1 protein-coding gene is annotated in these 341 nt (G+C 47.8%); it reads right to left on the bottom strand.

Annotated features, from left to right (window positions below):
• The coding region (locus JaK3_RS06760) for a condensation domain-containing protein (protein ID WP_161484704.1) at positions 1-341 on the bottom strand (341 nt) is incomplete at both ends.

Genomic DNA, 341 nt, shown 5'->3' with positions numbered 1-341 from the left:
CCATCTTCATCCTCGAGCATCACCGTCCGCAATGCCTCGTGTCTTTCAATAATGGCTAACAACGCTAGCTGTAGAGCCTCAATATTGATAGCGCCAGTGAGGCGAAAGACCGCTGGAATATTGTAGGTAGCAGAAGCGCCATCTAAGCGATCGAGTGCCCAGAGTCGTTTTTGACCATATGACAGCGTCACTTTATTGCCATCAAGACGACCAATCCCACCAACCAATGGTGTACTTTCATCAATACCACCATCAACTAATTGCAGAGCGAGACCTGCAGGAGTGGCAAACTCAAATAAGGCTCTTAAAGGTAAGGTAATCGCTGTTTCTTGACGCACTCG

The sequence above is a fragment of the Polynucleobacter yangtzensis genome (genome assembly GCF_001595965.1).
GTDB classification, from domain to species: Bacteria; Pseudomonadota; Gammaproteobacteria; order Burkholderiales; family Burkholderiaceae; genus Polynucleobacter; species Polynucleobacter yangtzensis.
Note: the sequence above shows the minus strand (reverse complement) of the source record. Positions and strands in the feature narration are given on the sequence as shown.